The 25,292-nt window shown below is 33.0% G+C and carries 29 protein-coding genes; 10 read left to right on the top strand and 19 right to left on the bottom strand.

What is annotated here, in order from left to right:
- Positions 1–9: 9 nt before the first annotated feature.
- From Q5Y73_RS09140 to Q5Y73_RS09095, 10 genes are all read right to left on the bottom strand, one after another.
- Positions 10–213 carry a hypothetical protein gene (locus Q5Y73_RS09140; protein WP_305991557.1) on the bottom strand — a complete coding sequence of 68 codons (204 nt, stop codon included), beginning with the start codon at positions 211–213 and terminating at the stop codon, positions 10–12.
- Positions 192–614 (bottom strand): hypothetical protein, encoded by a 423-nt coding sequence (locus Q5Y73_RS09135; RefSeq protein ID WP_305991556.1) that lies wholly within the window; start codon positions 612–614, stop codon positions 192–194. The genes Q5Y73_RS09140 and Q5Y73_RS09135 overlap by 22 nt, the downstream gene beginning before the upstream one ends.
- Before the next feature lie 29 nt (positions 615–643).
- A complete protein-coding gene (locus Q5Y73_RS09130; protein ID WP_305991555.1) occupies positions 644–1,099 on the bottom strand; it encodes a GNAT family N-acetyltransferase in 456 nt (151 codons plus the stop codon).
- A gap of 55 nt (positions 1,100–1,154) precedes the next feature.
- Positions 1,155–1,493 (bottom strand): DUF4181 domain-containing protein, encoded by a 339-nt coding sequence (locus tag Q5Y73_RS09125; protein WP_305991554.1) that lies wholly within the window; start codon positions 1,491–1,493, stop codon positions 1,155–1,157.
- An 85-nt stretch (positions 1,494–1,578) separates the two neighbouring features.
- A complete protein-coding gene (locus Q5Y73_RS09120; RefSeq protein ID WP_305991553.1) occupies positions 1,579–2,433 on the bottom strand; it encodes a YybI family spore inner coat protein in 855 nt (284 codons plus the stop codon).
- A 50-nt stretch (positions 2,434–2,483) separates the two neighbouring features.
- A complete protein-coding gene (locus Q5Y73_RS09115) occupies positions 2,484–3,203 on the bottom strand; it encodes an AAA family ATPase (RefSeq protein ID WP_305991552.1) in 720 nt (239 codons plus the stop codon).
- 77 nt (positions 3,204–3,280) lie between these two features.
- Complete coding sequence (locus Q5Y73_RS09110; protein ID WP_305991551.1) at positions 3,281–3,733, bottom strand: hypothetical protein; 453 nt, start codon at positions 3,731–3,733, stop codon at positions 3,281–3,283.
- Positions 3,734–3,758: 25 nt separating this feature from the next.
- Positions 3,759–4,385, bottom strand: a complete 627-nt coding sequence (locus Q5Y73_RS09105; protein ID WP_305991550.1) for a class I SAM-dependent methyltransferase — start codon at positions 4,383–4,385, stop codon at positions 3,759–3,761.
- 407 nt (positions 4,386–4,792) lie between these two features.
- A complete protein-coding gene (locus Q5Y73_RS09100) occupies positions 4,793–5,920 on the bottom strand; it encodes a C45 family autoproteolytic acyltransferase/hydrolase (RefSeq protein ID WP_305991549.1) in 1,128 nt (375 codons plus the stop codon).
- A gap of 251 nt (positions 5,921–6,171) precedes the next feature.
- Complete coding sequence (locus Q5Y73_RS09095) at positions 6,172–6,687, bottom strand: hypothetical protein (RefSeq protein ID WP_305991548.1); 516 nt, start codon at positions 6,685–6,687, stop codon at positions 6,172–6,174.
- Between the two features lie 299 nt (positions 6,688–6,986).
- Between Q5Y73_RS09095 and Q5Y73_RS09090 the strand changes: the two genes are divergently transcribed.
- Positions 6,987–7,922 carry a helix-turn-helix transcriptional regulator gene (locus tag Q5Y73_RS09090; RefSeq protein ID WP_305991547.1) on the top strand — a complete coding sequence of 312 codons (936 nt, stop codon included), beginning with the start codon at positions 6,987–6,989 and terminating at the stop codon, positions 7,920–7,922.
- A 24-nt stretch (positions 7,923–7,946) separates the two neighbouring features.
- Positions 7,947–8,366, top strand: coding sequence for a VOC family protein (locus tag Q5Y73_RS09085; protein ID WP_305991546.1), 420 nt, complete (start codon positions 7,947–7,949; stop codon positions 8,364–8,366).
- A gap of 165 nt (positions 8,367–8,531) precedes the next feature.
- Here Q5Y73_RS09085 and Q5Y73_RS09080 read toward each other — a convergent pair whose 3' ends face one another.
- From Q5Y73_RS09080 to Q5Y73_RS09070, 3 genes are all read right to left on the bottom strand, one after another.
- Positions 8,532–9,269, bottom strand: coding sequence for a hypothetical protein (locus tag Q5Y73_RS09080; RefSeq protein ID WP_305991545.1), 738 nt, complete (start codon positions 9,267–9,269; stop codon positions 8,532–8,534).
- Positions 9,270–9,437: 168 nt separating this feature from the next.
- On the bottom strand, positions 9,438–10,403 hold the full coding sequence (locus Q5Y73_RS09075) for a serine hydrolase domain-containing protein (RefSeq protein ID WP_305991544.1): 966 nt from the start codon (positions 10,401–10,403) through the stop codon (positions 9,438–9,440).
- Between the two features lie 30 nt (positions 10,404–10,433).
- Positions 10,434–11,747: a hypothetical protein gene (locus tag Q5Y73_RS09070; RefSeq protein WP_305991543.1), complete on the bottom strand. Its 1,314-nt coding sequence runs from the start codon at positions 11,745–11,747 to the stop codon at positions 10,434–10,436.
- Between the two features lie 246 nt (positions 11,748–11,993).
- Here Q5Y73_RS09070 and Q5Y73_RS09065 point away from each other — a divergent pair, with 246 nt between their 5' ends.
- From Q5Y73_RS09065 to Q5Y73_RS09055, 3 genes are all read left to right on the top strand, one after another.
- Positions 11,994–12,371: a nuclear transport factor 2 family protein gene (locus Q5Y73_RS09065; RefSeq protein ID WP_305991542.1), complete on the top strand. Its 378-nt coding sequence runs from the start codon at positions 11,994–11,996 to the stop codon at positions 12,369–12,371.
- 235 nt (positions 12,372–12,606) lie between these two features.
- Complete coding sequence (locus Q5Y73_RS09060) at positions 12,607–12,861, top strand: DUF2533 family protein (protein WP_305991541.1); 255 nt, start codon at positions 12,607–12,609, stop codon at positions 12,859–12,861.
- A gap of 152 nt (positions 12,862–13,013) precedes the next feature.
- The gene (locus tag Q5Y73_RS09055; protein WP_305991540.1) at positions 13,014–13,964 is read left to right on the top strand and encodes an AraC family transcriptional regulator; all 951 of its coding nucleotides are present in this window, start codon (positions 13,014–13,016) and stop codon (positions 13,962–13,964) included.
- Positions 13,965–14,057: 93 nt separating this feature from the next.
- Here the strand turns inward: Q5Y73_RS09055 and Q5Y73_RS09050 are convergent, their stop codons facing one another.
- Both Q5Y73_RS09050 and Q5Y73_RS09045 read right to left on the bottom strand, forming a co-directional pair.
- Entirely contained in the window at positions 14,058–15,419 is a 1,362-nt protein-coding gene (locus Q5Y73_RS09050) for an aspartate aminotransferase family protein (protein WP_371320175.1), read from the bottom strand.
- A gap of 20 nt (positions 15,420–15,439) precedes the next feature.
- Positions 15,440–16,906 (bottom strand): CoA-acylating methylmalonate-semialdehyde dehydrogenase, encoded by a 1,467-nt coding sequence (locus Q5Y73_RS09045; RefSeq protein ID WP_305991538.1) that lies wholly within the window; start codon positions 16,904–16,906, stop codon positions 15,440–15,442.
- Positions 16,907–17,120: 214 nt separating this feature from the next.
- Here Q5Y73_RS09045 and Q5Y73_RS09040 point away from each other — a divergent pair, with 214 nt between their 5' ends.
- Positions 17,121–17,855, top strand: coding sequence for a GNAT family N-acetyltransferase (locus Q5Y73_RS09040; protein ID WP_305991537.1), 735 nt, complete (start codon positions 17,121–17,123; stop codon positions 17,853–17,855).
- 14 nt (positions 17,856–17,869) lie between these two features.
- On the opposite strand, the gene Q5Y73_RS09035 is transcribed toward Q5Y73_RS09040, so the two are convergent.
- Complete coding sequence (locus Q5Y73_RS09035) at positions 17,870–19,099, bottom strand: PucR family transcriptional regulator (protein WP_305991536.1); 1,230 nt, start codon at positions 19,097–19,099, stop codon at positions 17,870–17,872.
- A gap of 116 nt (positions 19,100–19,215) precedes the next feature.
- Between Q5Y73_RS09035 and Q5Y73_RS09030 the strand changes: the two genes are divergently transcribed.
- The 4 genes from Q5Y73_RS09030 to Q5Y73_RS09015 all read left to right on the top strand — a co-directional run bounded on the left by Q5Y73_RS09030 (position 19,216) and on the right by Q5Y73_RS09015 (position 23,139).
- Positions 19,216–20,124: a DoxX-like family protein gene (locus tag Q5Y73_RS09030; protein WP_305991535.1), complete on the top strand. Its 909-nt coding sequence runs from the start codon at positions 19,216–19,218 to the stop codon at positions 20,122–20,124.
- Positions 20,125–20,126: 2 nt separating this feature from the next.
- On the top strand, positions 20,127–20,738 hold the full coding sequence (locus tag Q5Y73_RS09025; protein WP_305991534.1) for a DUF4166 domain-containing protein: 612 nt from the start codon (positions 20,127–20,129) through the stop codon (positions 20,736–20,738).
- On the top strand, positions 20,704–22,278 hold the full coding sequence (locus Q5Y73_RS09020; RefSeq protein ID WP_305991533.1) for a YndJ family protein: 1,575 nt from the start codon (positions 20,704–20,706) through the stop codon (positions 22,276–22,278). Before Q5Y73_RS09025 ends, Q5Y73_RS09020 begins: the two co-directional genes overlap by 35 nt.
- 174 nt (positions 22,279–22,452) lie before the next feature.
- Positions 22,453–23,139 carry a DUF4309 domain-containing protein gene (locus Q5Y73_RS09015; protein WP_305991532.1) on the top strand — a complete coding sequence of 229 codons (687 nt, stop codon included), beginning with the start codon at positions 22,453–22,455 and terminating at the stop codon, positions 23,137–23,139.
- A gap of 442 nt (positions 23,140–23,581) precedes the next feature.
- Here Q5Y73_RS09015 and Q5Y73_RS09010 read toward each other — a convergent pair whose 3' ends face one another.
- From Q5Y73_RS09010 to Q5Y73_RS09000, 3 genes are read right to left on the bottom strand one after another with little or no spacing between them, the layout of a single operon-like run.
- Complete coding sequence (locus tag Q5Y73_RS09010) at positions 23,582–24,079, bottom strand: S-layer homology domain-containing protein (protein WP_305991531.1); 498 nt, start codon at positions 24,077–24,079, stop codon at positions 23,582–23,584.
- A 33-nt stretch (positions 24,080–24,112) separates the two neighbouring features.
- Positions 24,113–24,400, bottom strand: coding sequence for a GNAT family N-acetyltransferase (locus Q5Y73_RS09005; RefSeq protein ID WP_305991530.1), 288 nt, complete (start codon positions 24,398–24,400; stop codon positions 24,113–24,115).
- The gene (locus Q5Y73_RS09000) at positions 24,397–25,248 is read right to left on the bottom strand and encodes a phosphotransferase (protein ID WP_305991529.1); all 852 of its coding nucleotides are present in this window, start codon (positions 25,246–25,248) and stop codon (positions 24,397–24,399) included. The genes Q5Y73_RS09005 and Q5Y73_RS09000 overlap by 4 nt, the downstream gene beginning before the upstream one ends.
- Between the last annotated feature and the right edge of the window lie 44 nt (positions 25,249–25,292).

Genomic DNA, 25,292 nt, shown 5'->3' with positions numbered 1-25,292 from the left:
CTCAAATTTTCAATTTATGCTTTTTATCAATTCATATTTATATTCATGCAATTCCATTTCAATATTGATGTCAAAATATATTTTCCTATACATGATTGTTCCATCTTCCTTTTCTTCCAAAGGCATGAAATAGTAGTCGGGTGTTCCCTGCTTAATCATGATTTCATGATCTTTTTCAACATCATATAAAATCAAATCAATTGTGGTGACCAAATAAATTCTGCTATTAGATCGTTTACACCTTCTATTATTTTATGGACATTCTCTTCATTGTTCCATAAGTACATTTGCCCATTCTCATTATTTCCTTTTACAAAAGCAAGATTTAGTTTGTCAGGGGACCAAGTCATTTTAAAAATATCTACTTTTATAGAATCAAGTTGATCTAAAGAATCAAAATCTTCTTTTTTAATCCATTGTAATTCATGTTGTAATTTAGAAATTTTCTTATCTGATTCTTCAAGGTCAAGTTTCAATTGTTCATTTTCTTCAATAAGACGATTATTCATTTGAGTCAATTCATTCATTTCTTTAGAATAATCTACTTCTTTAATACAACCTGTAAGAAAAGCAATCACCATAAGCATGATCATAATCTTTAATTTTAACTTCATTAACCTTCCTACCTTTATAAATATAGAGATTAAATATTCTCTAATCTTTTTGACATCATAATCATCTTAGGACTTACATAATAACCATTTTTCTTGTAAAACGCCTCCGCCTGTCCAACTCTAGCTGTCAACAGATATATACGATTTATATTATTTTTATTACAATGAATTTCTAATGAGGCTAATAATTTTGCACCAATTCCTTTACCTTGCAGTGGTTGTTTCACGCACATTTCATTCAAATAAAAATGATATTGATCTAACCATTTTTGAGTGTATCCCAAAATAAAACCAACTATATTATTTTCTCTATCATATATTCCAATACCCCAAAAACGTTGATGAAAAAACAGATCAGATAAACGTTCCCTCGCATCTTCCTCTTTCCATCCATCATTCCATGGTTCACCATTAAACACATTAATATATAATTTTGTGCTTTCATTAAGATTTTTCTCAGACAATCGTTTCAATTTATGTTCCATAACTTTTTCTCCTGTCTAGCAAATGTCATTTATTTTATTTAGATGCTATCTTTTGTCATATCCAAGCAAAAAGAGAACCCAGACCTACTAGCAGAAAACCAAGAGAACAGACATACTCTTTGGAGTTTTTTAAATATTTCCATTCCATAAATGTCTGATATCCCAACACTATCCCATACATAATGAAGATAGACCATTTATATACTAGTTCATGAGATGGAATCATAATCAAAACAATAAGAGCAACAAAAACAATAAAAGAAATGACTACTCTTCCTAGAAGATAGTCGTCCTGAACATTTGGTATTTCAGTTAATTTTTCTCTGTCTGTATCAAAAAGCAACCATTTCAACAAGTGATAAAACAACATATAAAACAGTAATAGGAATTCCATTAAACCCCACCTCATTAAATACTCCAATAGGTCATATCCAAATTCTATTCTCCGAGCTAATTTATTATTAATCTCTATTTACATGTTATTCATCCACCAAATGAGTTGTATACGTTGCTCGAACGACTACCCACTCAGAATCCTCATATTTCCATACTGATTCCAATGTTGAAAGTAGTTCAGCAGGAATACCACCAATGAACTGTGAAGTTTTTAAATCCATCACTCCATCAAACTCAAAATCGTACACTTGAACATCAAAAAAACCATAGGTTTCAGCTGTCGCATTACTGTATAATAGTTTTCCAGCTGAGTTATACCAACCTTTTTCTATATATTCCTCTTTTCTTGCACTTAAATCTAGTGTTATCGTTTTATTTAATTTTGATGAAATCAAGTTCGCTTTAAAACCATCGATATACTCACCCTCAAAATCAATTCCCCTATTTTCTTCCATACCAAAAATAACAACAGGTTTCCTTTCTTTAAAACTTGAAATAAAAGCACGGGGTCCAGACTTAGTGCCGCCCGTTCCTACAATTAACAACACTTCTTTTACTTGATCTCCTGTAAAATCATATAAATCTATTTTAGAAATATAACCTGAAAAGCCATTTGGATAATATTCATCAGTAGAAGTGATGGTTAAATAAGAATCTGTCTGTCCATCTTTTACAAAAATATTAACGTCATAAGAATAAAGAGAATCAGGAGTATCTTTACTACCTGCAAGAATAACATCATCGAGAATCCCATCACCAGTAACATCATCATAAACATAATCCATAATCATTGTAGATTCATTTGTATTTAGCCCATCAACATGAAACGGTTCTCCCATCATGAATTTAGAATCAAACTCATCAGAATTTAAGGAAATTATAAATCCGAATATGAATACTGGTATTAGGGATCCAAACACAACTGATTTCTTTTTCAACATTTAAACCTCCGTCATATTTCTTTCTTTTCAAATTCCATTCTCTTTCCTTAATCTATCAGCTCTCTAAGAATTTTCTTTCGGTTTTCCAAAAACCTTCTAGAAATTTGATAATGACTTGTATCTTCATACTTGATTTGTTTAATAGGAAATTCATCAAAATTGAAGATTTCTGCATTTGGATAACCCATTAAAATGGGTGAGTGTGTTGCGATAATTAACTGAGCATGTTTCTGTAATTCATGGATGATACTTAAAAATGCTAGCTGTCTTGCTGGGGACAGAGCTGCTTCTGGTTCATCTAAAAGATATATGCCCGATTGTCCAAATCTATTTTTGAATAAAGATAAAAACGATTCGCCATGTGATTGTTCGTGAAGGGACTTTCCTCCGTATGCATGATATATGCCTGGGTCTTCCTTAGCTAATTCATCAATGTGGGAAGCAAAATGATAAAATGATTCAGCACGAAGGAAAAAACCTCTGTTCATTTTGGGCATCCATGACAGTCGAATATAATCCCCTAACTTTGCTTCTGAAGAATCTAATTCATACGCATTATTTCTACTGCCACCTGCGGTATTAAATTCACATTGATACGCAATGGCTTCAAGCAATGTAGATTTCCCAGAACCATTTTCCCCTACAAAAAAAGTGACGTTTTTCGTTAAATGTAGTGTATCTAGTGCTTTTATAGTTGAAATGTTAAATGGATATTGGTTCTGATGTTTTATTTTTTCATTTAATTTTATAATTTCTTTTAAATACATTGAAATGTCCTTTCTAAGTTAGTGTTTTATCAAGAAAGAGAATCTTGATATCATCAGGCGTTTTGGATTCAATTTTATTATAATAATGGGTAAAAACCTACTGCATATCTAGATTTAGGATCAATTACTACTGTATAAGAACCCAACCATGAATCAAACTTCGTAGTTAATGTCACTTTTACAGCACTTTTTCCTTCAGATTTCATTTTCATTAACTTCTTTTCAGCTATTTGATCCACTTGAATGTCCACCTTATTACCTATTTTAATTTTTTTATATTTGGGGTGTATTAATGAACTTTGATCTAATTGAATCAATTCCACCTCTGCCTCATGAGGTTCTATTATTACATATTCTTTTTCACTAGCATCAAGAGTAGACCATGCTATTTGTCTAAACTCATTCATCATTTGATCTGTTAGTATTATATCTTCATACTGATCATTTTGGACATAAAAATACACTCTTATTAAACCAAAAATTAGAATAATTAAACTGATTGAAAAAATATATTTTCTTCTTAATTCCATAAGACCTAACCTTCTCTTTTAAATTCTATTTCTTTACAAAAATATACCTTAAATAATACTTTCGTATATCCCCGCTACTATAATATAATGTATCTTCCACTATACCTGTCTCTATTATATGACCCTCTTTAAAATGATGTTTTAAATCTTCTTCTGTAAAATAATGAACTATTTTTCCTGGTTTACTTTCAAAAGTATTCTCTTCTACTTGATTCCCTTTTCCAAAGTCATCTTCTAATTCGGAAAAGCAAGTGAAAAAGAGATAACCATTTTCCTTGAGTTGATTAAAACATTTATCAATTAGAAGCTTTCTTTCTTCTGCTAAAAACAAATGAATGACATCATAACAATATATGGCGTCATACAATTCAAATGAAAATGGCATTTCAAATACTGAACCGTGATAGAAATGCGTTTTCTTATCCCACTCCTTAGCAATATGAATCGCTTCTTCTGAAATTTCTATTGCGTCTACTTCAAAATCAGAGGCAGAGAAGAGTTTAGTATTTCTCCCATAACCTCCGCCTGGAACTAATATTTTTCTCGCTTCATATTGTTCAAACAATTGTTTGGCTATTTCAGCTGTTTTACTAGGCTGATCTCCCCAAATCATACCTTCATTTTTAAATCTTTTAGTCCAATAAGCCTTCAATTGAATTCTCCTATCCTTTATACACATTTATAGAACTAGTTATTTAATAGTAAATTCCCCATAAAGGTTCTAAGGAATTTAAACTATTTAAGATTCATTTTGATTATTGAAATTCTTTCTAGTAATCTTCTAACCAGATTTTTTCAATCCATGCCTTGTCACCATTCTTCTTAATTTCTTTCATCGCTCTTTCAGGAGTAAACTGACTCATCCATAAAACTCAATAGTTTACTACATTGTTTGAAATCGTTGACAGTTCATCTTCAAGCTCTCTAGAATCAAATAAATTAACTTCCCCATAATCTATGTAATGATAATCATGTCTTCCTCTATTTTCAGGTTTATAATGAAATTTATGAATTGATTTTTTGTTTAAATTTGATGGAAGAATTCTAAATGGTCATATATTACATTTCTCTCCAAAATTGTTCTGGACTATCGATAATGACATCTTCATACGAACAAACAATTTCCTTCATTCCTACCGGCTCATCAAAATCAACAGCATACCATGGATTCATATCTGGCGGGCCAAGACTTACCTTCAATTTCTTTTCCGTAATATCAAATATCATACTTCTAAGCGTACCCATTCCACTAGAATAAAAGTGGCAGCATGGACCAAAAGGATATTTTGTTGTAAGTAAGTGTTTAATCTTATCATGATCAAGGTTTGGTGATTCCCGTAACAGTGTATTCCAGACGGCAGAATAACGAATTTCAGAATTCCATAAATGATATTCATCGAATTCTTTCATTTCGTGACTTACATAATGGTTGGTTGAGACGATTAGGTCTCCAACTGGTTTCCGCACATTTATTTTTTTCTTCTGTTCGGAAAAGCTGGCAATTTCGAAGATGGCAACATGATTAGAGGTATCTGCTACCAAAATATTCGCATTCGTGCATAATGGTATTTCTTCAAGCAGACATTGAGCCTCATATACATTTTTGCAGCGGTCTAAAATGGCTCGAATGGCAATCCAAAACTCACAACCGAATCCCTCCAGAGGTTTTAAATACGCGGTACTTGACATAGAAACTACGAGTCCATATTCATTCATACCATCCATTCGACCTGCATTTTGTAACGAGAACCCCATATGTTTGGGTTTTCCTTTTACACGAGTTATACACAAACTTCTCTCGTCCCTTACAAAATACTCATAACTCCTACCCACATAAAAATGTCCATTACTTGTATTTGAAGGAAGGACAGCAAATTGACAGCAATTCGGTGAGTCATGGAACGAGTTTACGTAGCATAAGATTTTTTCTGCTTCTATATTTACTTCATCAGCAAACCCCTGTATTTCATCTGTAAAACCAGGGCATATTCTATCAATCATCATCATCCTTTTATGAGCCTCTGCAGCAGGAAGATAATCCCTCCCTTCCATTGGAGTGGTATAGTAGGAAATATCCTCTGAATAATATTCCTTAAATGTAATCGCCCGTTGCTTACCTACCTCATAGTGAGTTCCTTCTGTGACATGAATATCAAAAATCATCGGTTCTTTTTGAATATTATCCAATAAAATCCACCTCACTTTCTGATAATAGTTCAAATTATGTATATCTCATCATTATAACTATCTCTTAGGTTGTTTTCTTCATATGTCATCATTTTGTTATTGTTTTCTATTTACTTCCATCTACTCTTAAATTCTATTACGTGATAATGGAGAGAAAGTTGCGATAATTTGAAGTGATTAACGCCAAAAAAGGAGCCATCCCAAGGCTCCTTTCTAATATTCAAATTGGATTTTACAATGCTTAGTTAATACTACTTTAATGATTCAATTACTTTAGGAACAGAGCCACCTAACAATATTACCTCTGAGCTACCTTCCTCAAAAAGTACCATATAATAATTTTCTTTGGTGGTGGATAAGATCTCTTTTATTTTCATACCTCTTGTTTTATAAAACCCCGTAATCTCTTCTGCGTCAGAAGGCCATACCATTGAATTTGTAACTTCATAGACGTTATTTGTGTTAACTGATCTACTTTGCAACTCTGATTCAGAAAGTAGTTTACTTTCACTTTCCTGCGAAGTAGAATCTAATGGAGCATTGCCTAATTTAATCTCTCCCTGATTATAGATTCCTTGTAGAAGTTTAATCACTTCTGAAAATGCTAAAAATAACACACCAGAAACACCAAAACCCAACATCACATCTATTCCTATCAATATTCCAAACTCAATTGTTATAGCAATCCAAAGAATAAATCCGAAACTAAAACATAAATAACCTATGATTTTCAAAATATCAGCAATAAAATTTTTTTGACTAGTCAACTTCATTCACCTTTCTGTTTAGCAATTATCTTCCGCTGTTTATATTGATGAGTTCCTCGAACATGCATTTTGAAACATGTTTAATCACACACAAATTATGGTAAACTCTAATAAGTCCCATTATAACACTTTATATTATAAGAATTGATAGTATTTTGTTGTATTTATAAACAAGAAGAAATCAGTCCAATATACTAGAATACATTTTTCAAAAAAAATTAACTATTAATTATAATTAGTGACAAACATAATGTCACCAATACAATGTTATTATGTTTACAGAATTAGGAGGTGAGACGTTGAAAAGGACCGATAGAATTATGGCAATTCTCATCGCACTTCAGCAAAGACCAGAAACTGCACAGTCATTAGCAGACAAATTTGAAGTTTCGAAAAGAACAATTTTACGTGATGTGCAATCCCTTTCTGAGATGGGTATTCCAATATACTCGATGACAGGTCCAAATGGAGGATTTCGTTTAATGGAGGGTTATCAATTATCCCCTCTTCAGTTTGACTCCAAAGAAGCTTTAACCATACTGTTCGCTTTACAAGCCATGACAAGAATACCTGACACCCCTTTTAACCAAGAGAGATGGACAGTCATTGATAAGATCAAAGCTATACTGCCTGATGAGACTTTACAACAAGTTGACCCATTACTTAACCATGTAGAGGTAGAAATTCCGAGCCGAAACTATACGACCCCATATTTAACGTCATTATTAGAATACACAACAGAATCTAGATGGTTAAACATTTTATACCGTTCAAAAAACCATACTCGGTGGCTGCAGATCTTTCCTAGACGTGTTTATACCGCACATGGTTTTTGGTATTGTGAAGCCTATTCTGAAATACATCAAGAAGACAGAACCTTTAGAGTTGATCGTTTTGGTGAAATTGAAGTCATTCAATCAACTAGTCTTAACCCACCTGATTTAGTAGATGATTTAAAAAGAACAAAAAATACTGAACCACCTACACGAGTTATCGTAAAACTAAATTATAAAGGTGCATTAATGACTGAACAAGACCCTCATATTGGACATCTTGTTAAAAATATTACTGAAGATGAATGGGAAGTTGATTATATGTGCCCTGCTTCAGAATGGGACTATTCTGTTCATTTTTTTTACTCACTTGGTTTAAATGCAGAGGTTGTGGAACCTCCAAAAATGAAACAAGAAATTTTTCAGCTTGCAAGTAAAATGTGTGATCGATATCAAAAATAAATGAATCCAAGGAGTTAATTCAATATGAAATTAAAAAAATTTACAACAAATTTTATTGTAGAAGATGTAAGTAATTCCATCGTGTACTATAGAGATATCTTAGGGTTTCAACTTGAAATGGTAGTAGATGACAAGCAAAAAACTACAAATGAAATAAATACGGATCAAAAATACGTTTTTGCGATCATGAGTAGAGATGGCATACAAATCATGTTACAAACACCCGATAGTATCGCTGAGGATGTACCTGCTTTTAAAGAAAGTTCGGCTGGAGTGTCAGCATGTTTTTATTTAGAAGTAGAAGGAGTGTCAGCGTATTATGAAGAGGTACGTGAGAAAGTAGAAATCGTAAGAGAATTATATACGACTTGGTACGGCATGCAGGAATTTCACATTAGAGATTGTAATGGAAACTTTATAGGTTTTGGTGAAAGAACGGAGTAAGTAATCTCCTTTAATACAAGACAAGCTTAAACATCGAGAAGCCATATGGGGACTGCCCAAGCTGACTTAGAAATATATCACGTATAGAGGAAAGAATCCAATGAAAAAGGTGAAACCTATTTAGGTCTCACCTTTGTTCTAATCTATATTTAACGGATCCCAATCTTACTGATTCACTGGGCTACTTCCATATATTTCAATCCACCATTTTTCTTCTTCAATTAACCAATTTGGATCATAAGGTAGATCTCTTGATTCCTCTTTAAGTTTTAAGGTCGCATTAATAGCTAGAACCTCATCCTTTATTTCATCCGGTGTTTTATTTTCTGATTCTAGACCATAGTATTCAGCATAGTACAAATATTTGCTTTCATCGGGTGATTCCAGTTTTTTCAAATCACTTTTATCATACAATTGCCCAAAAGTTTTACCTTCAGTATCAATATTTTTACTTTCTATTTCATTATACATCATTACCCATGGATCTGTTCGGATGATTGAAGCTTCTTTTCTTTTAAGCTCTTGTATCTCTTCATTTGAAACCGCTACGTTGTCCAATTCAAATAAGGGTTCAAATAGATCTTCATTTGAATATTTATTAAAGATTTCATGATCTACAACAATGGATTTCCCTGTTGAACTAGTTAATGTTATTGAACTATTTTCATTATAATCAATACTAAACCCACCATAGAACTCACCAAAAGTTAAATCTTTATATTGAATCTCGCTAAAATCTGAAAGTGTTCTTGCTTTTAAGATTGAATTTTGTGATATCTCAACTGATTTAGAATTTGTTCTGTCATTAGCAGCAAACGTATCATAACTTAGCGCGGTTAATCCCCCTCCAAGTAATAGTGCTGATAATGACACTGTTGCGATGACTTTTTTTGTGTTCTTCATTTTTATTCTCTCCATTCTTTTTTAGGTTATCTGCTAACAATTCATTTTTCTAAAATTTTGATATTGCTTTTGCCAGCAATGATGTTCACTCAATTAGTAAAACGAACTGTGTTTTAAAAAAGTTTTATAAAGAAATGAAAAATGAAGGATTGTACAATTTTATGTTATTCAACAATAACTGAATGACTTGATTATAAATTTTTCAATATATTCAAGAGGTTTTAAAGAATCATTATACATATCACTAGTAAACACTACTACTGCATTTGCATGAGGAATAATACAAATGTATTGACCTCCATGACCGAGTGCGAAGAAGAAACGATTGTCAGCTGATAAATGACTGTTATCTGACTCTATGTTTTTGACCCACCAATGATATGAATAATGACCAATAAAATCATAGGTAAGGTATTTTGGCTCTGTTGATCTTTTTATCCATTGTTCTGGAATAAGTTGTTTGGCATTCCACATCCCTTTTTGTAAGTACAACTGACCAAATTTAGCCATATCATATGGAGTTAACCGCAATCCATCAGCACCATGGTTAATCCCTTTATTGTCTTCAAACCAATGATACTTCATTTCAAGAGGATCAAACAAATATTTTTCAGCAAAAATAGATACTTTTAACCCCGTTGCTATTTGCAAAATCGCTGTAAGAAGATGAGAGCAACCCGAATTGTAGTTCATTTTTATACCAGGTTCATCAATGAGAGGTCTATCAATTACAAACTTCACAATATCATTGCTGTAGACCATAGGAGCAAAAGAATCCCACTCACCAAACTCTGGCCAGTCGAAACCAGCTGTCATTGTTAATAAATGTTCAATTGTAATCTCTTTTTTCCGCTTATCTGTTTGTTTATTTATGATTTTAGGAAAATAATGTTCTAGTGTTTCATCTAAACTTGAAATATAACCTTCTTGTATAGCTATCCCAATTAATGCTGACACAATACTTTTGGTACATGAATTGACTTTTTGTAGATTGTCTCTAACTTTCCTATTTTTATGATATTCATATATCATTGATCCATCTTTTATCATCACACAACTTTTTATTTTCACTTTTTTAATAGCCTTATTTAAATCTTGAATGAAAGATTCATCTATATGATATTGTATGCTCATCTATATCCTCCTATCTTTAGAAATACACCATTATTTAAAATACATAAACCCTCCACCAACGGATAAAAAAGAAGTGATCGCATCTAAATGTTGATTATAATTAATGATTCTTCTTTGACCCCATGTAGATACCACAATCCATTTATCCTCATTTTTGTTCCAATATTTTGTGATCGTCATCCAATGCCATTGATATGGGTATCCTGTTATTTTAGGTATAGATAAATTCAGAGTTGCAATTGGGGAATTCAAATTGAGCCCTTCCTTTATATATTCTGCCGTACTTTCAACTGTAAAAGAAGCCTCTCTCCAAACCGCATGCAATGAAACCCCACGATCTGAAGCATACTGCTCCACATTTGCCACGAATTCTGAAACACTTACTGCTCCATATGTTCTTGGAGCAATATACTCATAAAGAACATCCATATGTTTCATGAATTCGTGATAATTTGAAGTTTCATCAGCATAAAGTTCCCCATATTGAGTTGGGTTTGTTATTATGGATAAATAATATGTTAGATTTGCAGCTGCTACAGGTCCACAGCCTCGTATACTTTTTATAGACTTTCCTTCATCTTTCCACCAAGTTTGATTTCCACCATAACTATATACATTGTTATTGTATATTGGTACAAAAGATCTTGAATTTCGTTCGGTTGACAACATCACCTCATCGATTTCATGATCTGAAGTTTCATTTCCATGTCTATCTAAAATATTGTTGATTCGTTTCTTGTTATCATCTTTTCTAATATGTTTATATAGATTTTCAAGACCAATCTCAGCATGATAATGATGAATATCATCTGTTATTTCATCATCAAGTCCTAAATGATATGAAATGTCAAAATATTTCTGAGGAATACCTTGATCATTTATTAACTGGATCACATAACTCGTTGAAGGTAAATACACTAACTGAGTGGATAAATTGGAAGATTTACTTAAGTAAAACATGAATGACTTTATTTCCTTTACAATGTTTTCTTTGATAAATACCTCGTAACAATCATATCCATCTTCAATCGCTCCAACAACGATGTAACCAATCTCTCCTTCTTCCACTAAAGGAACCATATAAGCAAAATGGTTGTTTTGAAAATCATATAAAGGAATGAAATCAGATGAAGCTTCGATCTCTTTACCTTTTGTTTGCATATCTTCTTTTAGGTAATGATGAATATGATGATGTGCTAGAGTCAAAATATCTTTTTCACATAACAATACAGCATCTTTTAATAATTGAACTTTCTCTAGACTACCTGATTTCCTCTTTTGATGTTGAAGATAAGTGATCAATAAAAACAGTAGAAAATTTGATTCTGTCTTTTTCTGTCCCATCTAAGCTTCACCTCTTTTCAATTTATTACTATATTGATTACACGTCGTTTGACACACTTTCCTTAGAAATAAATTATAACATCTTGTGGCTTATTTCAATATTACTTAATGGTTGAATGAATTCATTAACACTAGTTAACTCAATTCAATTTTATAGGATGTTTTAATTTGTTAAATCACAACGGAAGGATTTCCCAGAATTAATAGAGAAATATATTTTTATAAAGCTCAACAAGGAGGATTATAATGGAAGAAATCAAAGAAATTATTGATGATTATTTCCGTACATGGAATGATGCGTTTGTTAGTCAAAGTGAAGAAGGTATTCGAGCTTATATGTCAAAAAGTTTTATTGGACATTGGGCACATTCAGATCTTGATATCCCTATGCAATACCGATATGATTACAACATTCAAAATGTTTTAGAGCAGTATGGCAATGCAAAAAAAAGCTTTGAACCTAGTGCCATAACCGAACGAAAAGATGGAAAACAATTGATTGTTGTAGGTAGAGAAACAAATATGATCAATGAAAAACCATACAGAGCACAATGTATGCTAATATGGCAAAAAGAAGATAATGAATGGAAACTGCTTAGAGAGTACATTGAGTTGGAGAGATAAGATTCAAATCATATTTCGCCCATTAAAGAAGAATATTTCCTTTTAAAATTTCCTACTGCATTGTATTATATGTTAAGAATGGTATGATATTTCGTTTATTCGTCAATAAAAATCATATGAATTTGAATTCGAAAAACTAATTTGTCGACTCCTCACGATTCACATCGAATTCCGCGCTCGCCCGGGAAATATTATAGAGGAAATAAAAAGACATCTTGATGAAAGGACAGAGGGTATGGATACAAGAGAAGCTTTAACTGCACATACGAATAAATTACATAAACATCTAGTACAGTTCCAGAAGTTGGATTCACTGCGAGAGCAAGCCATTGATGAAGCTGTTCTATTATGTAAAGAGGGAAAACCCTACTCTACTGAAAAAATTAATCATTGGACAAATAAAATCAACGAGCATGCTAAACAGGGAATATCTCCTACTAGAGTGGTTGTCAGTGAAGAGATGATAAAAGAGTATGTAAACAAAAAATAATAAGTAAAATGATAAAATGACCTTGTTAAGAATTCAATTCTTTCGGGGTCATTTTTCATTTGTTTTTTATTTTTAGCAAGATTAGAAAAGCGATTCATTTTAGTAAATGATAGAATAATTTAGTGAGCATTTGCAAAATGGAGGTTTGAATAATGGATCGTAATAAAAGTCCTTTAGTACATCAAGAATATATTTCACGAATTAACTTAGTTCAAGATTATATTGAAAAAAATATAAATACTGTAATTACTTTAGATGATCTATCCACAATTTCAGGGTTCTCGAAATATCATTTCCATAGAATATTTGGGAGCATCATGAACGAAACACTTTATCATTACATCAATAGACTGAAACTTGAAAAAGCAGCAAGCTATTTGCTCCATGCGCCCCATAAAACAATTACAGATATTGCTTTAGATTTATGTTTTGCAAATTCGGCGATGTTCGCCCGCTCATTTAAAAAGCGTTATGGAATGAGTGCAACAGAATACAGATTAACTTATAGCAAGAAAAGACAAACGGAAAGCAAGAATAGAAAAGTCCCGAATGTGCCTGCAGGATACAATAAAGATGATAAAACAAATGATTGGAGGCACAACAAAATGAAAATGGAATGTAAAGTAGACGTTGTTGATTGTGAAGAAATGACTGTAATTTATTTACGCCATGTAGGGGCCTATTCAGAATTTGGAAAAGTATTTCAGAATATGCTTGGTAGACTAATTACTTGGGCTTCAGCAAAAGGTATCGTAAATCATGGAGGAATCAAACTTTTAACGATCTATCATGACAACCATGAAATAACAAATGAGGATAGGTTGAGAACAAGTGTATGTATGGCTGTTCCAAAAGATACAACCGTAGATGGTGAATTTGGTAAAATGTCTATTCCTGCAGGGAAATATGCAATTGGTCATTTCTCGATAAATAATGGTGAGCAACATGGACATGCGTGGAGGTATTTATATGGTGAGTGGTTGCCTAATAGTGGATATCAGCCTGATGATGGAGCAAGTTTTGAAAAGTATTTAAATGATCCAAACACACATCCAGAAAAGAAACATTTAATTGATATTTATCTACCAGTTAAACCGTTGTAACTAGATCATTATAGAGATCTGACTAAAAGAATAGAAAAGGAGCCTTGCCTTTGATAGACGGGGCTCCCCCTCCATTATGAAAATTTTAAAAATTCAATCACCTGATGTTATTTCTTGAAAAGCCTCTACTAAAGTTTTGATAAGAAACTCTATGTCTTCTTTTTCAATCGTAAGAGGTGGAGACAAAGTAATCACATTATTATAACCCGCAACAGTGGTACCATTTTTCCCTATAATTAATCCGTTCTTCTTGCAAATACTTATTACTTCATTTACTAATCCAACTTCTAATGGTTCTTTAGTTTCTTTATCTGACACTAATTCAATCCCAATTAACAATCCTTTACCTCTAACGTCCCCCACAAATGGATGCTCTCGCAACAAACCTTGAAGGTCACTTAATAATCTATTGCCAACCTCTTTAGATCGCTCAAACAGATTTTCTTTTTCCATAATTTCAAGATTTTTTAGTGCAAGTGCACAGGCCGCTGGGTTTCCTCCAAACGTATTTACATGCCGAAAATAATCATATTCCTCTGAACCCATAAAAGCTTCATATATTTCTCTTTTCACAGCAGTTGCTGATAATGGTAAGTATGCGCTGGTTATCCCTTTAGCCATCGTGATCATATCTGGCTTCACACCGTAATTCATATAACCAAATGTTTCACCGGTTCTTCCAAATCCACATATAACTTCATCTACGATCAAAAGTGCGCCATGCTTCTCGCACACTTCACTTACACCCTTCATGTAATCTTGATGCGGAATGAGTACACCTCCACCTGTTATGATTGGTTCCATGATGACTCCAGCAACAGTATCACTTAACTCCCATGTCATTGCATGATCTACCGCTTTTACTGAATTCAATTGAACTGGTTTGTCAGCTTCTTCTTTCATCCGATACATATCAGGTGGAGCAACATGGACAAACCCTGCTGCTAATGGTTCGTATTTATATTTCCGCTGAGCTTGACCTGTTGCTGCAAGTGAAGCAGCTGTATTACCATGATAAGCACGATATCTTGAGATAAATTTATAACGAGCGTGCTCTCCATTTTGTTGATGATATTGTCGAGCAATTTTAAACGCGACTTCGTTTGCTTCTGAACCGCTGTTGGAGAAAAAAATAACATATTCCTCTCCTAACATTTCATTTAGTTTTTCTGCTAGCTTTATAGCAGGTTTATGACTTTGAGTTAATGGATAATAAGCCAATTGATTAAGCTGATCATAAGCCGCTTCAGCTAACTCCTGTCTACCATAACCCACATTAACACACCATAACCCTGCCATAGCATCCAAGTACTTTTTTCCAGTATGATCCGTAATCCAAACCCCTTTAGCTTTTTCGATTACCATTGTGGCATCAGGATTATAAGGTTTCATAGAATGCCAAACGTATTGTTTATCCATTTTTTCAATTTCTGACTCTTGATTCCTTTGACCCAAAACAATCCCCCATTTCATGATTAAAAATCAAACCTTGAAGTAATCATTTTTTTACGAGTATAAAAATTGACTCCGTCCTTCCCATTGACATGAAGATCACCATAAAATGAATCCTTCCAGCCTGAAAAAGGGAAAAATGCCATCGTAGCTGGTACGCCAACATTAATGCCAAGCATCCCAGCATCCGCTTCTTCACGAAATTGACGAATAGCTCTTGCATCCTTTGTGTAGATGGTTGCTCCATTTCCATATTTTGATTTTCTTATAAACGATAATGCTTCATCTAAATTGTCCGCTCTTAACACACTTAATACTGGAGCAAAAATTTCTTCTTTGGCAATCGTCATATCTGGTTTTACATGATCAAATATTGTTGCGCCTAAGAAATTCCCTTCTTTCATCTCCTGCATTTCTTTTCTTCCATCACGAAGCAGCATAGCACCTTCTTCTAAACCTTTTTTAATATAATTTAGTACTTTTTCGCGATGAGATCTACGAATCACTGGTGTCAGCAAAACCTCATCATCCATGCCATTTCCAATGATTAACTCATCTGCCTTCTTCTTTAGAGATTCCACAAACCTTTCATTCTCTCCTATAACTACTACAGCACTACATGCCATGCAGCGCTGCCCTGCACTTCCAAATGTAGATGATAAAATGTGCTGAACAGCTCTATTTATATCTGCATCGGGCATAACCGTATGATGATTCTTTGCTCCAGAAAGTGCCTGTACTCTTTTTCCTTGAGAGGCCGCTTTTTCATATACATATTTGGCTACAGGTTGTGAACCAACAAACGAAATCGCTTTTATATCTTCATGCATCAGTAAACCATTTACTACATGACGTGTACCATGAACAATATTTAATACGCCTTCCGGTGCTCCTGCTTCTGTAAATAATTCCACAATTCGATTTGCTAATAGAGGAGTTCTTTCCGAAGGTTTTAAAACAAATGTATTTCCACAAACAATAGCTAACGGGAACATCCAAAGAGGAACCATCATCGGAAAGTTAAAAGGGGTGATCCCTCCAATTACTCCTAACGGATATTTGAACATTTCTGAATCCATTTCTTCGGCAATCCCTGATAAACTCTCCCCCATCATATGTGTAGGTGCTCCCGATGCAAATTCTACACATTCAATCCCACGCTGTACTTCTCCATAAGCTTCTTTGTATGATTTTCCGTTTTCTTGAACAATAAGTTTGGCTAGTATTTCATGATTTTCACTTAATAGATGATGATATTTAAATAAAATACGTGCACGTTTTGGTACGGGGGTGTTTTTCCATGACGTAAATGCTTGTTTTGCAGCTAGAACTGCTTGATTTACATCTTCTTTAGTAGATACCGGAACATTTGCTATCACATTTCCTGTTGCAGGGTTTTCAACAGCTAAACGTTCATTTGATTGTGATGCTACCCATTTGCCATTTATATAATTTTTGAGCAGTACTGTTTCATCTTTCATTATTTCCATATGCAGACTACCTCCTATTTCAAACTCCAAAATAAAAACAAAATAACTTTACTTTCATTATCTCTAATCTAGGAAAACCTTTCATTAGACATAGTGTAAAATAGATAGGCTTTTTAATGTGACAATGATAAAAAACATTTTCGATTCAAAAAAGATTGAATAAATATTATTTTTTAATTATAATTATACAAATATTAAATAGGAGTGAACTTCAATGAATCACTATTTTATAGAGGAATTATCTTTGAACCAGTGGCCAGCTCTGCAAACTATGTACTATGATGGATGGACTTTACGCTTTACGAATGGATATACAAAACGTGCAAATTGTATTCACACTCTCCAACACTCTACTTACGATTTGAATCTTAAAATTAAACAATGTGAACATATTTATTCAACCAAAAAGTTAAATACAATCTTTAAAATCACACCTTTTTCAAAGCCACATCTTTTAGATGAGAGATTAGAAGAGCAAGGTTACTCCTTGATTGACCCAACAAGTATTCAGACATTAGATCTAAATACAATAAAAGAACCTACCATTGATCATGTTGAAATTATGGAAGAGTTAAGTAATATTTGGATTGATCCATTTTGTAAAATGAATAAAGTTGTAGAAAAGCATAAAACTACTATGAAGCAAATGTTATCCAATATAGTGACCAAAAAGTGCTTTATTTCTTTATATGATGAAAATCAAATCGTAGCTTGTGGATTAGGGGTGATTGAAAGAGATTACATAGGGTTATATGATATCATTACAGAGCCTAAATTTAGAAATCAAGGATTTGGTGAACAGTTAATATTAAATTTATTGCATTGGGGAAAGGAGCATGGTGCAAAATACAGTTATTTGGCCGTTGTATTAAGTAATAAACCTGCGTTGAAGTTATATTCTAAAATTGGATATAAGGAAGTATATCAGTATTGGTATAGAGTGAAATAAATGAAAGTATGTGATTATTTGGTACTATCTTCAGAACTTTGCAAATATTCAAATGCCAAGATCATAAATTCTATGGCTAACCTTGTATCATGATTCAAAAAATGATCCCCTATCAACTCTTTTAATTTATTCATTCTGTGATATAAAGTTTGTCTTACTATAAATAAACGTTTAGCCGTATCTTGTTTTGAACCATTGCATGCCAAATAAATTTTTAGCGTTTCTAATAATTTACCATTGTATTTCTTGTCGTAATCTATAATAGGCTTTAAATATTCTTGTGCCGTTGTTTGAAGATTACTATATTTATGAAGAATTAGTATGAAACGATAAATATGTAGGTCATCATAAAAATAGCTCTGTATATCATTCGTTAATCTCGATTTTATTCTCACAGCATCCATAGCGGTTTGATAACTTTCGTTCATTGTTGATAGCTTCTTCATAAACTTTCCTACACCGATCGTAGGTTTAAATGTATTCGAATTTTTGATATATTCAGTTTTACTTAAGCAATAAATAGAAGCTTCCACTCTACTTTTCCAGTCCTTTTCATTGCGAATATTAACCAATAGGAAGATCATAGCGTTTCTTTCTTCTATTGCATACAGCTTAAATCCATGCTGCTCAAAAGCGCTTCTGCATATCATTATAAAATAACGATGATCACTGTTTGAATTTGCATAACTTTGAAATCTATATATACAAACTACACCACCTTGTAGTTTAAAATGCGAAGTCTGTTCAACCAAATATTCATGAATTTCTTGTTCACTATGACTGCCTTCTAACCACTCTCTCAACCATCTATTTTCCTCTGCTTTTCTTTTCTCCTCCAAATAGTGTTGATTAACTAGTAAAAAGTGAATGTCTTGTGTAATTTTAACAAAAGGAACTTCTTCTAAAAAAAGAATGATAGGAAAATGATGTTCATTAGCGATTTCAATCACTTTCTGAGGAATGACTGAAGTATAAGTGCCTAATTCAATGCATAAACCTGATGTCTCTGCTTCTATTAATTGTTGTATAAAAGAAACAAAGAGGGCTTCATTTTCTTGCCAACCTAAACCTGTAGACAATATTAATTCTTGTCCATTTAATAGCTTCCGTATATTGGTCACTTCAACTACATGGACCCATGTTACAACTCTATTCAATCCTTTATGTCCTGCAGCAATGCTTGTCTTGTTAAAGTACTTTCGTTTTAAAATATCTATAATTTTTAGTTGGAAATGATCTTCCATAGAAACATCCCCCGTATTCTCATTTCTATAGTTTAGAATATTCCAATTCAAGAAGGATCATGACTAGAGATACCATTCAATCTAAATATGATACAATGAATGATGAGGTGAAAAGTTTGAAAAAAAAGTTAATTTATGTTGAACTTCCAATCCATTCGTCTATTGAAAACGTATGGGAATTCACACAGACACCTGAATTACATGAACAATGGGATTTACGTTTCTCTTCTATTACATACACAGAAAAAGAACAGGAAACACAAACCTTTCTATATAAAACTAATATTGGTTTAGGGGTTTCGATTACTGGCTGGGGTAAGTCAGTTAGCAATGTCCAAGAGAAAGACGGTTCAAGAATCTCCTCCCTTCATTTTGGAACCGCTCAGAAAATCTCTCTAATCAAAGAGGGAAAAGGGTATTGGAAATATGAACCAATCTCCGGAACTACTCGTTTTCTTACACAATACGATTATGAAGTCCGCTTTGGCTGGTTTGGATTATGGTTTGATAAATTTCTTTTTCGCCCTGCAATAGGATGGGCAACTGCATTAAGCTTTGATGTGTTGAAACGATGGATCGAAAAAGGACTTTCTCCTAAAGTTCAATATGCACAGTTTTTCATATATTGGTTACTATCCTATACATTTTCATTTATTTGGATATATCAAGGACTCGTACCTAAACTAATAGCAAAACATCCTGAAGAAATAGCTATGCTTCGTTCTGTTTCGCCAATTACGTTCATTAATGAAGCATTAGCCATTCAAATGATTGGTTTACTTGAAATTACATTTGGAGGGTTGTGGCTTGTTTTTAGACGGAAAAAAATACTACTAATATTACAGTGTTTTTTACTACCAGTACTCTTATTACTAGCGATTTGGGCAAGTCCTTCTGTTCTTATTCATCCATTCTCACCAGTAAGTTTAACGATTGTATTACTCATACTATCTGGCATTGCTTTCATTGTTGGGAATGATGTACCTACAGCAAAATCATGTATCCGCTCAAGAAAGGATCGCTGAACATGAATATTTATCAACAGCTGCTTGGACAAGACTTTCAACTTATGCACCCTATGCTTCAAAAACGCTATCTTTTTGCAGATAATGAACCGTTTGAGGCAACGGGTGTCATGGAGAACATTCATTCTAAAAAGTGGCTTTCCATATTTCTTCGTTTAAGCACAAAATGGAAATTTTTATTTCCAGAACATGGAGGGAATATTCCATTTTCAATTCGGAACAGTGTTCAATCAGGTACAAATAATGCACAGGAAATCCATTGGCAAAGGAGTTTCTATTTCCCTAAGGTGACAAGACATTTTAATGCACTTATGTCGATAGATCCTGACAAAAAGGTTGTGAAGGATTATTTAGGGGAGCCTCATCTTTTTTATTCGGATTTAAACTTTCAAGTTGCACAAGATGGTCGTCTTTTTATTCACTCTGGTCGCCAGAAACTAGTTGTGGGTAAATTAGAGATTCCTCTTCCAAGATGGATGGAAGGGCGTGTAGAAGTCGAAGAAGGGTATGATGATTTTAGAAATGTTTATACCATTCAAGTTTCAATCACTAATTCTATTATAGGCAGGCTGATTGCATATGAAGGATATTTTAAATCAAAAACATCTTCCTAAACATTTGATAGCAGGAGGTTTTTTATTATTATTTGTTTTTCTTTTTAGTAATCAACCTTGGTATTTTCATTTGTTAACTTTAGCACAAATTTTATACGTACCATGGATGATGCATACTCTGCTTCCAGACCGTTCTAAGTCATCGTATTTGTTTACAGTGGTTATGATGATATCTGTATTGACTGTTACAATCAATTCTATCTATATCATTGACATCTTGGGTGCATCGATTTATTTACTTTATACTTTCTATGTTGCGTATTGTGGAATCAATAGATTTCTATCAAGAGGATTTACACATTGGGAAGAAATCGCGATCGATGTTGGGATGATGTATTTAAGTATTGGAGGGTTATGGTTTTTTGCATCTGTTGCTGGTATTGATACAGGGTTTACAGCAATTATTACTTGGCTTACTGCCATTCATTTTCATTACGCAGCATTTTTACTTACAGTTTCTATTGGATTATTCGGACGATTTAATAAACTACCTAGAACCCTTTTTCCACTTATGCTTATTATGCCAATGATGCAAGCGATAGGTATTACATATTTTCCTTGGTTAGAGCTTTTATCTGTAACACTATATGTTGGTGGTTTATATATCATTTTATGGCATACCTTTAAATTGAAATTTGCTAGTCAATTGCAAAAGGCAGCCTTGATCATATCATTTGGTACAGTTTGTTTGACTATTATACTCTCTTTACTCTATGTAGTTGGGAATGTATTCGGATTTTGGAACATTAGCATTCAGTTCATGCTGCAAACCCATGGTTTGGGCAATGGGATTGTTTTTGGTTTTTTCACAGTACTTAGCTGGCATTTCTTCACACCCGACTCTTTGCATAAACCAAAATCCTTTCCAATCAGTAAAATTAGAGGTAGGTGGCATCAGCCTCAGCTTGTCGAATTTGAGAAGGGTTTGGTAGATGATATGTTTTTTTATGGTGTATCAGCCTCATGCCCACAAACGATTATTGATTTTTATGAACAGACTGAACAATTTAATCTATACGCTAAAGTTCAGTGGAGGCGATGGTTTCTTCCATTTGCTTATTCCTTTAAACTCGTTAGTTATTTTATACAACAGTTAAATTTACCGTTACTAAAACACACAGTAAAAATGGAAGGAAACATTATCAAAGTCTCAGAACATGAAGACGGACGCGTTAAACCTCGTGCTTGGATTCGAAAAATAAACAATCGAGTTGTTTTTAAGGCAATCTATTCAATGCATAAAAAAAAAGAAATCCCTTATATGAATATAGCCCTTCCATTGCCATTTTCAACAATGGTTGGCATACTTAGTGTTAAAGAAGAGAATCAAACACTGCACTTGTCCTCCATTGGAAATGTTGGGTCAGATGTAGGTATTTATTTAGCCATTGGGAATTATCTGATGAAGCTACCTTTACAGGAACATTTTATTGTTCGAGAATCGAAGGTTGGTCATCTAGAAGCTGATCATAAAATGTGGATATTTGGGCTTCCTTTCATGTATATCCATTATAAAATAGTAAATATAAATCAAGAATGATATGGAAAGTTACATAAACTATTGTTGTTATTTTATGACTAAAAAAGGATGTATGAGATTAATCAAGTTTCACATCGTATATTTTAGCTTTTTTTCCTTTTTTTTCAATTCATTCGTTCTACCTATGTTACAATACATGGAGTGTGTTTATGCAACTAAAAGGAGGCATTATTAATGAGTATGTATAAGTTCTCTATTCTTTCACTCATATTATGTTTAAGTCTATTGTTAGCTGCATGCAGTAATGTAGACAATAATTTATCCAAACCAAGCACTGATCAAAAAGAATCTGAAAGTTTAATTACGGATGACACTGCAGAAACTACTACAGAAGAAGCGGAAAACTTGAACACTAGTGATAACATTGCAGAATCTCATGTTGAAGAAACAGAAAATCCTAGCAATACCGCTGCAGAAGAGCCACACACAGATGAAACTTTTGAATTTTCTGATCTTAGCTGTAATTTAATTGTTGATACAAATCTATTAAAAGATGCAAGTTCAGGCAAATTACCAGGAGTTGATGTATCAAGAGGGATGTCTATTCAAGAAATAGAACAGAAATATGGTGAACCAGATAAAATAGGCAATGATATTAGTAGTGGGAGTTTATATTATCATTATAATGGGTGTACGTTTTATTTTGATCCAGAAGATAAGGTAAGAACAATGACAGTAAAGTTTAAAATGACACCAACTCAATTCAAAGAATTAATCGGAGAAGAGCCCTATTCTGAAGGGATAAGTCCAATAAATGACAATTACGGTCTTTATTATCAATTAGAAAATGACTATAGATTTTATATTCATTTTCCTACAGAGGAAAGTGATAAAGGACTACTTCTATACAAAATAAATTAACTTATCAAATAAGGCGCTTCTCATAAAGAGAATGCGCCTTAGTCTGTTGTAAAAACTCATTTATCTTTGACTAGTTTTATTTTCCTTCGAAAATGAATAATGACGTAAACTAGACAGGTTACGATGAAGATACTAATGATATTATCTAATACACATAATGAGGATGTTAAACCAAAAGAAGCTATGTTTTGATTTAACTTACTTATAGATTGTCTATAATCTGAAGCATGATGTAATGTCAAAAATAAACCAAATAAAATCTAAGCAATTACGTACACAGCATGCAACCCTTACATAACAAAAAATCATACCTGAGACAATTAATATCAAAACTTAGATGGTAGTGGAACAATCTTATCATTTATGATATAAAGGGCGTATACTAAATCACCGAAAGTTGCTGAGACTGTATAATCTTCTCTTTCAGTCATTAACTCTAGATCTAATGCTGATGCAACAATGGTTGTGCATAAGAAGACACATTTCCACTAACTGAAGAAGTCATATTTTGTTCAAGATGGATTCCAGTTAACACCTCGTGTGTTCTTACCATTATAATAGCAAAGTCTTGAAGAGTAATATTATATTTGGGTTGGAAAGTCCCATCCCCAATACCATTGATGATTTTATGTTTAACTAGGGCCTCCACAGAATAATAAAAAAACCAATTAACAGGAACATCTGTAAAAGTTTGAATGCTTTCATCATAATTTGTGTGTATATTTAAAGCATATGCAAGATGCCAAGCAACCCATCTACGCTCTACACTTTTATCTAAGCTCTCAAGATCGAAATGTAGGTCATTATAAAGAATATCTTGTTCTACTAATTCATCATACATCTCTTCCACAGTTATTTTATTATTGTTGTATGCAAATGCGTTTGAAGAAAAAACAATGAATATTGATATACTTAACAATATAAATATTAATTTATTCATTTTCTTTACTCCTTGACACTAAGTTTTTCCTAATTACAATAATTTCCTAAAATAAGAAGCTGATTCCACATAATCTAGAGCTTTATAAAAAGGTACAGCCCTTCTTGTAGCTAAAGCAACTAGTTTGGACTCTCTTGTTTCTGACCATTCTTCGACACTGTTCATTAATTTAGCCCCAATTCCTTTATTTCGATAACTTTCCTCTACCATTATTTCCTCTACCCATGATACTCTTCCATTGGCGTAAAAAGTATAATGATCAAAACCTAAACAGTATCCTACTATTTTTCCATCATCTTCTGCAATTTCATAGTTTTTCAATTGCCTGCTTCCAAGTTCCTTCTAATCTCTTGAATCAATAACTGTTTCTCATCCTCTGAAATGGCATCAGCAGATAATTTCCGTGCTGCCATTGGCGTAATCCATGGGACAACTTCATCATATGTAATTCCAGTTAAGCCGGTATATTCCTCCATAAATGTTTGAATCATAGTTTCTCTAATTGAATCAAAATAATCTAAAACTTGTTTTGGGAGATCAGGCGGCAATATGGCATATCTAATCATAATGATATATTCAGCTAAATCTGCCTCAGGGTTTCCAATCGATGCATTCATCCAATCTATCATAATTGACTTGCCATCGTTTCTAATCAAAATGTTGCCTGGGTTAGGATCACCATGACATAACAATTTCTTCGAAGGTAAAGAATCTAGTATGGATATAACATCCTCTTTCTCTTTCAAGGTTAAATAATCAGTACTATGTATTGAATATTTTATACTCTCTTTTTGAGATGATGGCAGTGTAACATCTGATATCTTATGTATCTCACTTAACAAACGTGCAGTAATTTGAGTAATCTCTTCACTAAAACCTATTTGATTATTTATATCATTCATCGCCTGACCTAAAAAACGCTCCATCAAAGAAATTCCATAAATACGTTCAAATACAATCCCCGGCCGTCCATCAAACTCCTTAAACTCAAAGGGTTGAGCAACAGGAAGATTATTATCCCATGCAATTCGATTATTAGTATATTCTCTATTCATTGCTTCGAAGTTTGTATTTGCTTTTGCTAATTTGATTAATTTTTGGCTACCTTCCCATTCAAAAACTTCAGAACATCCACCTTCACCGATTTTTTTACCAAGTTTAATTGTCATACAATACTCCTTCCATTCATGTAATTTTAATAGATTCAATGTAA

This window comes from Chengkuizengella axinellae (assembly GCF_030730905.1).
In the GTDB taxonomy this organism is placed as follows: Bacteria; Bacillota; Bacilli; order Paenibacillales; family KCTC-33759; genus Chengkuizengella; species Chengkuizengella axinellae.
Note: the sequence above shows the minus strand (reverse complement) of the source record. Positions and strands in the feature narration are given on the sequence as shown.

What these genes read in the sequence shown, in the direction of transcription:
- Q5Y73_RS09065 (WP_305991542.1), top strand. Translation starts at nt 11,994, where the DNA reads ATGGAAGAAATCAAAGAAATTATTGATGATTATTTCCGTACATGGAAT.
- Q5Y73_RS09080 (WP_305991545.1), bottom strand. Translation starts at nt 9,269, where the DNA reads ATGAAGAACACAAAAAAAGTCATCGCAACAGTGTCATTATCAGCACTA.
- Q5Y73_RS09075 (WP_305991544.1), bottom strand. Translation starts at nt 10,403, where the DNA reads ATGAGCATACAATATCATATAGATGAATCTTTCATTCAAGATTTAAAT.
- Q5Y73_RS09070 (WP_305991543.1), bottom strand. Translation starts at nt 11,747, where the DNA reads ATGGGACAGAAAAAGACAGAATCAAATTTTCTACTGTTTTTATTGATC.
- Q5Y73_RS09010 (WP_305991531.1), bottom strand. Translation starts at nt 24,079, where the DNA reads ATGAATAAATTAATATTTATATTGTTAAGTATATCAATATTCATTGTT.
- Q5Y73_RS09000 (WP_305991529.1), bottom strand. Translation starts at nt 25,248, where the DNA reads ATGACAATTAAACTTGGTAAAAAAATCGGTGAAGGTGGATGTTCTGAA.
- Q5Y73_RS09110 (WP_305991551.1), bottom strand. Translation starts at nt 3,733, where the DNA reads ATGGAATTAAGAAGAAAATATATTTTTTCAATCAGTTTAATTATTCTA.
- Q5Y73_RS09045 (WP_305991538.1), bottom strand. Translation starts at nt 16,906, where the DNA reads ATGGAAATAATGAAAGATGAAACAGTACTGCTCAAAAATTATATAAAT.
- Q5Y73_RS09055 (WP_305991540.1), top strand. Translation starts at nt 13,014, where the DNA reads ATGGATCGTAATAAAAGTCCTTTAGTACATCAAGAATATATTTCACGA.
- Q5Y73_RS09035 (WP_305991536.1), bottom strand. Translation starts at nt 19,099, where the DNA reads ATGGAAGATCATTTCCAACTAAAAATTATAGATATTTTAAAACGAAAG.
- Q5Y73_RS09040 (WP_305991537.1), top strand. Translation starts at nt 17,121, where the DNA reads ATGAATCACTATTTTATAGAGGAATTATCTTTGAACCAGTGGCCAGCT.
- Q5Y73_RS09135 (WP_305991556.1), bottom strand. Translation starts at nt 614, where the DNA reads ATGAAGTTAAAATTAAAGATTATGATCATGCTTATGGTGATTGCTTTT.
- Q5Y73_RS09125 (WP_305991554.1), bottom strand. Translation starts at nt 1,493, where the DNA reads ATGGAATTCCTATTACTGTTTTATATGTTGTTTTATCACTTGTTGAAA.
- Q5Y73_RS09060 (WP_305991541.1), top strand. Translation starts at nt 12,607, where the DNA reads ATGGATACAAGAGAAGCTTTAACTGCACATACGAATAAATTACATAAA.
- Q5Y73_RS09130 (WP_305991555.1), bottom strand. Translation starts at nt 1,099, where the DNA reads ATGGAACATAAATTGAAACGATTGTCTGAGAAAAATCTTAATGAAAGC.
- Q5Y73_RS09015 (WP_305991532.1), top strand. Translation starts at nt 22,453, where the DNA reads ATGAGTATGTATAAGTTCTCTATTCTTTCACTCATATTATGTTTAAGT.
- Q5Y73_RS09020 (WP_305991533.1), top strand. Translation starts at nt 20,704, where the DNA reads ATGAAGGATATTTTAAATCAAAAACATCTTCCTAAACATTTGATAGCA.
- Q5Y73_RS09115 (WP_305991552.1), bottom strand. Translation starts at nt 3,203, where the DNA reads ATGTATTTAAAAGAAATTATAAAATTAAATGAAAAAATAAAACATCAG.
- Q5Y73_RS09025 (WP_305991534.1), top strand. Translation starts at nt 20,127, where the DNA reads ATGAATATTTATCAACAGCTGCTTGGACAAGACTTTCAACTTATGCAC.
- Q5Y73_RS09085 (WP_305991546.1), top strand. Translation starts at nt 7,947, where the DNA reads ATGAAATTAAAAAAATTTACAACAAATTTTATTGTAGAAGATGTAAGT.